Origin of the sequence: Cellulomonas uda (genome assembly GCF_006538705.1) — a bacterium.
GTDB classification, from domain to species: domain Bacteria; phylum Actinomycetota; class Actinomycetes; order Actinomycetales; family Cellulomonadaceae; genus Cellulomonas; species Cellulomonas uda.
In genome coordinates this window covers 24,960-33,703 of record NZ_BJLP01000046.1, presented here as the reverse complement: position 1 = coordinate 33,703, position 8,744 = coordinate 24,960, and the positions used below count along the sequence as shown (strand labels likewise).

Annotated in this window: 7 protein-coding genes and 3 pseudogenes; 7 read left to right on the top strand and 3 right to left on the bottom strand. The window is 69.9% G+C overall.

Annotation, left to right across the window (positions count from 1 at the left end; genetic code table 11):
* Positions 1–504 (top strand): hypothetical protein (locus CUD01_RS12805; RefSeq protein ID WP_218023860.1); only part of this gene is annotated, 504 nt, incomplete at its 5' end.
* A 69-nt stretch (positions 505–573) separates the two neighbouring features.
* The gene (locus tag CUD01_RS12800; RefSeq protein ID WP_141321582.1) at positions 574–945 is read left to right on the top strand and encodes a hypothetical protein; all 372 of its coding nucleotides are present in this window, start codon (positions 574–576) and stop codon (positions 943–945) included.
* A gap of 98 nt (positions 946–1,043) precedes the next feature.
* Here the strand turns inward: CUD01_RS12800 and CUD01_RS12795 are convergent.
* Positions 1,044–1,562 (bottom strand): annotated as a pseudogene (locus CUD01_RS12795) (transposase); the annotation flags it as partial.
* A gap of 58 nt (positions 1,563–1,620) precedes the next feature.
* Between CUD01_RS12795 and CUD01_RS17450 the strand changes: the two are divergent.
* The 3 genes and pseudogenes from CUD01_RS17450 to CUD01_RS12785 form a co-directional block, all read left to right on the top strand.
* A pseudogene (locus CUD01_RS17450) lies at positions 1,621–1,725 on the top strand (IS30 family transposase); the annotation flags it as partial.
* A gap of 197 nt (positions 1,726–1,922) precedes the next feature.
* On the top strand, positions 1,923–2,306 hold the full coding sequence (locus CUD01_RS12790; RefSeq protein WP_141321578.1) for a hypothetical protein: 384 nt from the start codon (positions 1,923–1,925) through the stop codon (positions 2,304–2,306).
* Positions 2,307–2,821: 515 nt separating this feature from the next.
* Positions 2,822–4,130 (top strand): annotated as a pseudogene (locus tag CUD01_RS12785) (ISL3 family transposase); the annotation flags it as partial.
* 905 nt (positions 4,131–5,035) lie between these two features.
* Here CUD01_RS12785 and CUD01_RS12780 read toward each other — a convergent pair.
* Positions 5,036–6,673: a sensor histidine kinase gene (locus CUD01_RS12780; RefSeq protein ID WP_244937777.1), complete on the bottom strand. Its 1,638-nt coding sequence runs from the start codon at positions 6,671–6,673 to the stop codon at positions 5,036–5,038.
* Positions 6,670–7,398, bottom strand: a complete 729-nt coding sequence (locus CUD01_RS12775; protein ID WP_141321576.1) for a response regulator transcription factor — start codon at positions 7,396–7,398, stop codon at positions 6,670–6,672. Before CUD01_RS12775 ends, CUD01_RS12780 begins: the two co-directional genes overlap by 4 nt.
* 175 nt (positions 7,399–7,573) lie before the next feature.
* Between CUD01_RS12775 and CUD01_RS12770 the strand changes: the two genes are divergently transcribed.
* Together CUD01_RS12770 and CUD01_RS12765 are read left to right on the top strand one after the other, a co-directional pair.
* Positions 7,574–8,314 carry a type 1 glutamine amidotransferase gene (locus tag CUD01_RS12770; protein WP_244937776.1) on the top strand — a complete coding sequence of 247 codons (741 nt, stop codon included), beginning with the start codon at positions 7,574–7,576 and terminating at the stop codon, positions 8,312–8,314.
* Between the two features lie 9 nt (positions 8,315–8,323).
* On the top strand, positions 8,324–8,617 hold the full coding sequence (locus CUD01_RS12765; RefSeq protein ID WP_141321574.1) for a hypothetical protein: 294 nt from the start codon (positions 8,324–8,326) through the stop codon (positions 8,615–8,617).
* The last annotated feature ends 127 nt before the right edge of the window (positions 8,618–8,744 follow it).

Below are 8,744 nucleotides of genomic sequence, written 5' to 3'. Positions count from 1 at the left end.
GATCTCGACGGTCTCCCCGTGGAAGTCGTCAGCTCAGAGGAGCCGGGCGTCGTTAGCGTGACGAGCTGGGCCAACGATGGTTCGGTCGTCACGGTTACGTGGGACGAGATCGCTGGGTCTGTCCAAGTGCGTTGGACGGAGGCCGACGAGGAGCGCCTGGTCGTCGAGCGAGAGACGGTGTCAAAGGTCTCGGTGCGTGAGGACCACGGTCGGATCGAGTTCTGGATCTGGTCTGACGCCGGCGTCCTCGGTGGCGAGCTGGTCGTCCGGGTCGGGGACCATGTCGGCGTTTCAGACGTACTGCTGCGTAAGCGGTCAGCTCAACTCCTGAGTCACCGGGCGTGCCCCGAGCGCTGGTTTCTGGTGTCAAGCTCGCTCGAGGGGCTCGCTGACGCCCAGGACGCGGCGGTAGGTCAAGAATGGCTCGCGGGCTACGAGACGCGGATCAACGGTCCGTGCCGCTGTGGATCACCGCTCTCGTCTCCGCGTGCGCCAGTTGGCTGATGCATCGCCTCCGGGAGGTACGAGTCAGGTGTGCATCCGAGCGGTGCTGGAGAAGTGGAAGGCGGCGCAGTGAGCAGCACGGATTTCGGTCAGGCTGTGTCGGAGTTCTTCGCGCGCTTCGACCGCGCGATTCTCGAGCTGCCGAGTGGGGCGTTCGGCGGGCGGCCCGGGGACGTGGCCATGCGGCTGACGGAGTGCACGAGCGGGCCGCGGATCGTCGAGCTGAGGTTCGACATCGGACTGCGCATGCGGATCGAGGGCGAGCCTCGCGCCCTTGTGAAGAAGGAGGAGTTCGTCGACATCGACTTACTGGAGATCGATGCGTTCGATCGACTGCTCCTCGAGTGGGCGGGCCGCGACGAGGAGTTCAGCGACGGAGCAGTGCGCTTTATCGTCGCGAGCATCGAGCGCCGCAAGGCTGCGTTGCGCGAGATGCCGTGAACGGATCATCGTCGTCGTTCCGGCAGCGGGTGACGACGGTGACGAGGAGCGGTATCCACCAGCTCGGGCCGCCGCTACTTCGTGGGACGGCGTTGTCGTGGAGGAGCCTCGATGCTGGTCATCCCCACGATCGGAGCGCCGCGTTCGCCCAGGTCACGACGCGGGCGGCGCCGGGTGCGCTTTGTGCGCAGCATGATCCCGTGCCGGGCGAGCTCGCCCTTGGGCAGGGCGTAGATGTACCGGTAGATCGCCTCGTGGGACACGACCTTGCCGTGCGCGGGCACCGAACCGTTCATCAGGCTCACCGTGTCGTCATCGGCCTCGCGGCGCAAGCGTCCGGCGATCTGGCGCGGGGTGCGCGAGTGCTTCAGGTCCGCCAGGACCCGCGCGGACAACACCTCGTCGGCGGCGATCTTGCCGACCTGCGGGCGCCTGCGACGGCCCGCGGCGGTGTTGTCCGCGTGGACCAGCTGGTACCCGCGAGTCTTCAACGAATTCCGCGCGACCTCCCGGGACACCACCGAGACGTCCCGCCCGATCCGCCTGGCGATCGACCGCAACGACTCACCGGCCCGCAGCCCCGCAAGGATCTCGACCCTGTCATCGACCGTCACCATCCGCCGCACCCGAGCAACCCCCTGACCTGGACCGTTGCTACGTCGCTATGACACCGCCCTGACCTCGATCGCCGAAGAGCTCAACGAACGCCCCCGCGCCGCGCTCGGCTTCCTCACACCCCGCGAAGCCTTCGAACGACTCCTCGTTGCTTCCACGGATTGACACCGCCGAGGTAGAGCGCGAGGAATCGCAGCGCAGATCGCGAGTACGCAAGCTTCCACGGGCGTGCGTACCGTTGGGTACGCTCCTGGCGTGTCCGATGCGACGGTGTACTCCGCAGCCGAGCAAGGCATTGCGATTCTCAGGACGCCAGAGGAAGTGCTGATCTATCTGCGGGAGTTCCTGTGAGGGGTGGATACGTGCTGACGGACGACAAGGCCGTATTCGACCGGTTCGCCGGCGCCCTTGCAGGACTAGGCGAAGTTCTCCAGGTGAGCGGTTCCCAGGGAACCGTGGTGCAACTTTCCGACGAGCACGGGCGCCTGTTCACGGTATTCGACGCAGTTCCCAAAGGGGTGGAATGGGAGGTATTTCAAGAGCCGCCCACCCCTTCAGGGAGACGGTTGCCGTCCCTAAAGTGCGACGATCTGGCCGCTTTTCCGTTTGAATCCCGTTGGCCCGAACTGGTTGCCCGGGCGCTGTCGGCGATTGCTGATGTAGTCGATGAGCGGGTGTGGCTCCTAGACGGTGATGGTGTTCTGTGGGATGCGGGATCAGTCGACCCGGTCCGATTGCGCTTGTAGCGGGCCGTCGCCGGGGGCCCGCCCAGTGCATGAGGTGGCGCGCTAGGGAGGGCGGCATTGATCATCGTGGACAATGGCTAAATCGCATTGCCAGGTGAATACGTGGAAGAGGATCTTCGATTGGGGAGGGAAACTGCTAATCCGGGTCGGACCGTTGTGGTTTCGAGTCGCGGCGCTGGGCTGGCCACAGGGATCTCGACGCCGAATATCCCAAGAACGCTCCGCCCGAACCGCTGGAACTGCCATCCGGGCTGTGCCCGCGACTGTATGAGTGGGCGAACGGGCGGGACTCGATATATCCCCCGGACGATCCCGCCTCGGCGTCATTTGGGAGGGCGGCGGCCGAAGAGGACTTGCACGTGCGCGGTCTCGGCCTCGCGACGGAGGTCGGTTTTCCGGATTCTCGCCGTTCCGGTGGGGAGCGACGGGTTCGGCGGGTTGAGCGGCGGGTAGGGGTCGAGGTCCCCGAGGATCAGGAGCGACCAAGCAACCCGATCCATCTCGAGGACCTCGACGTGTCTCACGCTACGGGGTGCGCCGACGTGCGCCCAACGACCGATCCCTGTGCTCGCTGTGACGTTCTGCTCGGCCTGGACGGGGTCCGGGTTGAGTCCGTGACGCGAGGCGTGGCGGTGATGCGGGTGACGGTCTCGACGCCCGCGCACCTGGAGGGCTGCCCGGACTGCGGGGTCGTCGCGGTCGGCCGGGGTCGGCGGGTGCGGTTGCTGCGCGACGTGCCGCACGGCGACGTGCGCGTCCAGGTCGCATCGCGGCAACGACGCTGGCGCTGCCCCGAGGCGAGGTGCCCGCGCGGGACGTTCACCGAGCAGGTCCCGGCTCTGGTCGCCACGCGCGGGGTTTTGACCCGCAGGTCGGTGAGGTGGGCGGTCGGTCAGCTGCGCCGCGAGCATGCCACGATCGCCGGCTCGCCCGCCGGCTCGCAGTCGGATGGGCGACCCTGTGGCGCGCACTGGCACCCGAGCTCGAACGCCTCGCCGCCGACCCGACGAGGTTCGCGGGCATCACCTCGCTGGGCGTTGACGAGCACATCTGGCACCACGGCGACGTGCGAGAGCGCGGCCCGAAGGAGCTGACCGGGATGGTCGACCTGACCCGTGACCAGCAAGGACGCGTCCACGCCCGGCTGCTCGACCTGGTCCCGGGCCGCTCGAAGAAGGCCTACGCCGACTGGCTGGTCGAGCGCGGCGCCCCGTTCCGCGACGGGATCGAGATCGCTGCCCTGGACCCGTTCGGCGGCTACAAGTCCGCGATCGGCGCCGAGCTCGCCGACGCGACCGCGGTCCTGGACGTGTTCCACGTCGTCAAGCTCGGCACCCAGGTCGTCGACGAGGTGCGCCGCCGCGTCCAGCAGGACACGACCGGGCACCGCGGCCGCAAGGGCGACCCCCTGTTCGGGATCCAGACCATCCTGCGCGCCGGCGCCGAGAACCTCACCGACCGCCAGCTTGCTCGCCTCGAGAATGCGATCGAGCCGACGAGGCCCACGACGAGGTCTACGTCGCCTGGCGCTGCGCCCAAGACCTCCGAGCGGCCTACCGGGCCAAGCAGACCGACGCGGGCCGCGCCCGCGCGGAGAAGATCCTGGCCTCGTTCCACACCTGCCCGATCCCCGAGGTCGCCCGCCTGGGACGGACCCTGCGTCGCTGGCGCGACGCGTTCCTGGCCTACTTCGACACCGACCGCGCGAACAACGGCGGGACCGAAGCGATCAACGGCATCATCGAACTGCACCGGCGCCTGGCCCGCGGCTACCGCAACCGCGACAACTACCGGCTACGCATGCTCCTGGCTGCCGGCGGGCTGATCACACAGTCCCCACCGAAACGGCGAAGAGCCAGGATAGCGGCAGGCGACACAGTGCGGCTTTCCATTCCCGGGGATGCTATCCAACTCGAGACATTCCTTGCGCGGGAGGTCGGACATCTGGTCGATAACGGCTATGTTTGGGTTGACTTCTATACCCTGCGTCCTGGAGGTTAGCGTGCATCAGATCCTAGCGTTTATCGTCAGTCGAATGGCCTTCTTGTGGGAGAGCGCCAAATTCAAGATCGTCGACTCGGAGGTGAGCGTCTCTAATGGTGGAGACGCCTTGCTCGTGGTCGAGTCGAAAGTACTCCGGATGAGATTCGTGCGTGATCGAGGACAGTTGCTCCTCGATTTGCAGCCTGTTTCTGCGAGTGGAGTCGAGTGGTACTCGATCGACCTGATCCGGCGGCTATTGACGGGCGTTCCGGAGACCTCGTCCTTGCTGGACGAGAGTTACTCGGATTTTCTTTGTGACCATATGTCTGAGATCGAGGGGCGGTTTGTCCCTGGAGCGTGGTCTGAGTCTAGGGCGTCACTTGAGCGTCTGAAGGAACTGCGATTCCGACAGATGTTCGGCAGGGTCCATGGAACGGAAACGCCTGACGCGAACTCTTGAGCTACGCGGCCCGGTTCGCGTCGTCGGGTCAGATGGCGCAGGCGGAGTGACGCCGAACAGTGAGGCTCATTTGCGGAGGCCCGTCCGCGCATAATTGATTGAGGCGTCCCGGCGCGCCTGCAGGAGGGCGGCCCGCAATCTTGGAGGGGGACGGGCCTTATCCCCGGTTCTTGGGCACGGGGGTGTGATTGCGCGGCGGTCGGTAGCGTAGCGGCCTGGCGGGCCCCGTAGGCGGTCGGGGACAGGTAGCCGCACCAGGAGTGGCGGCGGTGGGTGTTGTAGCGGGTCAGGCTCCCAGGAGCGGGAGCTCGACGCGGACCGTGGTTCCGCCGCCCGGGGTCTGGGTGAGGTCGACGTGGCCGTGGTGGGCGGTGACGATCGCGGCGACGATGGCCATGCCGAGTCCTGAGCCGCCGGAGTCGCGGCCGCGGGAGGCGTCGACGCGGTAGAACCGCTCGAACACGCGGGCGGCGTGCTCGGGGTCGATGCCGGGTCCGTGGTCGCGGACCTCGATCACGCCCACAGGAAACGCGGGGCCCGCGGGCTCGTCGGGACCAGGTGCGCGCTGCGCGAGGCCGACGGCGATCTCGACGGGTGTGCCGGCGGGGGTGTGCTGCACGACGTTCCCGACGAGGTTGGCGACCACCTGCCGCAGGTGCGCCTCGTCGCCCTGGACGACGACGGGACCCGTGGTGCCGCCCGAGGTGAGCGGGACGATGCGCGTGGTGCGCGTCGGGTCGAGCGCGCGCAGGTCGCTGACCGCGTCGGCGGCGACCACGGTCAGGTCGACGGGGTCGCGGCGGGCTTCGCGTCGCTCGTCGAGCCGCGCGAGGGACAGAAGGTCCTCGACGAGGGTGCCCATCCGGGTCGCGGAGCCCTCGATGCGGCCGAACGTGTCGTCGACCTGCTCCTTCGTCGTGAGGGCGCCCATCCGGTACAGCTCGCCGTAGCCGCGGATGGCGGCGAGCGGGGTGCGGAGCTCGTGCGACGCGTCGGACACGAACCGCCGCATCCGCTGCTCGGACGCCGTGCGCGCCGCGAACGCCTGCTCGATCTGCGCGAGCATCCCGTTCAGCGCGGCACCCAGCCGCCCGACCTCGGTGGTCGTGGGGGCCGCCGGGACGCGCTGGGAGAAGTCGCCTGCCGCGAACGCGGCGGCGGTGTGCTCGATCTGCCGCAGCGGCCGCAGCGACCGCCGCACCGCCCACCAGCCCGCGAGCCCGCCGAGCAGCAGGATCACGGCGCCGGACACCGCCAGCACCGCGATCATCGACCGCACCGTGGCGGACACGTCTTCGAGCGGCAGCGCGATGATGATCGCCACCGTCTCACCCGTGGAGTTCTCGGTCCCCAGGTACGCGACCGCCCGCCACTTCGAGCCCGTGTCCGACGACACCGTGAACGGCTGGCCCTCCCGCGCCCGCGCCTGCGCGACGGTCAGCGCCGGCAGGTCCGGCAGGCCGCGCTCGCGCAGCACGGGCGTGCGCGGCGCGAACAGCGTGCCGAACCGGCCGTCCTTGACGTACACGCCGAGGTAGTCGGTGGGCGGCCCGGAACCCTCCCACGGGGTGCTCGTCGCGTTGACCTGGGCGATCCCCTCGGTGCGGAGCTTGTCGTCGACCTGTCCGACGAGCGTGCGCTGCAGCAGCGCGGTCGCGGTGACCCCCGCGAGGACCAGTCCGACGAGCAGCAGCACCGTGGAGATCGCGACGAGCCGGCCCGACAGCGGCGTGCCCCGCCACCAGTGCAGCCCGCCGGTCGTGGCGTCGGCCTGCTCCTCGGCGGTCGGCTCGTCGGTGACCGGGTCGGTCGTGCTCGTCGTCGGCGGGACGGGCTCGCTCGTCGGGACCGCGCTCGTCGTCGGGACCGCACCGCCGCCGCGGGGAGGCGGGGGCGGGACGGGACCCGGGTCGCGCAGGGTCACGACATCGAGCGCAGGAGGTAGCCGACCCCGCGCTTGGTGTGGATCAGGGGCGGGAGCTTCTCACCGTCCGGGCCGGTGAGGGAGTCGACCTTGCGGCGCAGGTAGGAGATGTAGGACTCGACGATGTTCGCGTCGCCGCCCCAGTCGTACTGCCACACGTGGTCGAGGATCTGCGACTTCGACAGCACGCGCCCGGCGTTGAGCATGAGGTAGCGCAGCAGCTTGAACTCGGTGGGGGACAGGTCGATCTCCTGGCCCGCGCGCCGCACCTCGTGCGAGTCCTCGTCGAGCTCGAGGTCGGCGTACCGGATGACGTTGGCGTCGAGCTCCTCCGCGGGGGACGTGCGGCGCAGGATCGCGCGGATGCGCGCGACGACCTCCTCGAGGCTGAACGGCTTGGTCACGTAGTCGTCGCCGCCGACGGTGAGGCCCTGCACCTTGTCCTGCGTGTCGTCGCGCGCCGTGAGGAACAGCACGGGCATGTGCTGGCCCTTCTCGCGCAGGCGGCGGGTCACGGTGAAGCCGTCCATGTCGGGGAGCATGACGTCGAGCACCAGCAGGTCCGGTTCCAGGTCGCGGGCCAGGCGCAGCGCGGAGCCGCCGTCCGCGGCGGCGTGCACCTCGAACCCCGCGAACCGCAGGCTCGTGGCCAGCAGCTCGCGGATGTTCGGCTCGTCGTCGACGACGAGCAGACGGGCCTCGACCTCCGACGCGTGGGTGCTCATGGACTGATCCTCTCGCCGCAGGCTGGGGGTTGCCTGGGAAACGCCTGGATGGCGGCGGGTCGGCGCGGCACATTCGGCGCCCGTACGGGTGGTCTCGTCCGAATCGGTTCGTCCGACGAGCGGGCTGAACAGCGCGTTTCGGACCGACGACCAGTAGCGGGTACCGTCGGCGGACGTGACCGTTCGACTGACCGTGGTGCAGAGCTCGCCCGAGGCCCCGCTCGACCGCCTCGCCGGCTGGTGGAGCGACGTCGAGCTGACCGTGGTGCGCCCCGACCAGGGCGACACCCTCCCGACGGCCGACCGCGTGGGCGACGGGCTCGTCGTCCTCGGCGGCCTCATGAACGCCTACGACGACGCCGGCTCGCCCTGGCTGCCCGCGCTGCGCGCGCTGCTCGCCGACGCCGTCGCCTCCCGCGTCCCGACGCTCGGCATCTGCCTGGGCGCGCAGCTCCTCGCCGCCGCGACCGGCGGCCGCGTGCAGGTCGCCGCGCCGCCCGGACCCGAGGCCGGCGTGGTCGACATCTGGTGGCGCCCCGAGGCGGGCGCCGACGCGCTGTTCGGCCCGCTCGTCGCGGGCCTGCCCGGCCACGCCGAGCGCAAGGTCAGCGCGCAGCCCACCCTGCACTCCGACGCGGTGGTCGACCTGCCGCCGGGTGCCGTGTGGCTCGCGTCGTCCAACCAGTACCCGTACCAGGCGTTCCGGGTCGGCTCCGCGTGGGGCGTGCAGTTCCACCCCGAGGTGTCCGGGCCGACGCTGCGCGGCTGGGCCGAGGGTCACGAGACGGCCGACGCGGACGCGATCCTCGCGGACTACACCGCGCGTGAGGACGAGCTCGTCGCGACCGGCGAGCTCCTGGCCACCTCGTTCCTCGACGTGGTCCGCGAGGCGGCGGACGCACCCGTCTCCGCCTGAGCGGCGCGCGTGCTGTCGTACCGCGTGCGCGCGTTCGTCGGCACGCTGCGGCCCGGCACGTCCGCGCCCGAGCTGCTGCCCGAGGCGGTGGACTTCGCGCGCACGCTGGTGACGGTCGAGGCCTGGGACGTGGAGGTCGTGCGCCGACGGGCGCGCGTCACCATCCGCTACCAGGCCGACGACGACACGTCCGCGCGCCAGGCCGGCTGGGCGGTGCTGCACCACCTCGACGAGCGCGCCGAGATCGAGGGCCGCACGCTCACCCGCCGCTTCGGCTCCCGCTGGTACCCCGTCCGCGCCTGACCCGCCCGCGCTCGTCGTCGACCCGACGACCCTCCCCGACGACCCTCCCCGACGACCCCGCGGTTGCTCCGGCTTCGTCGTCCCAGACCCGGAGCAACGACGGTCTCGTGCGAAAGGCCGGCCGCGA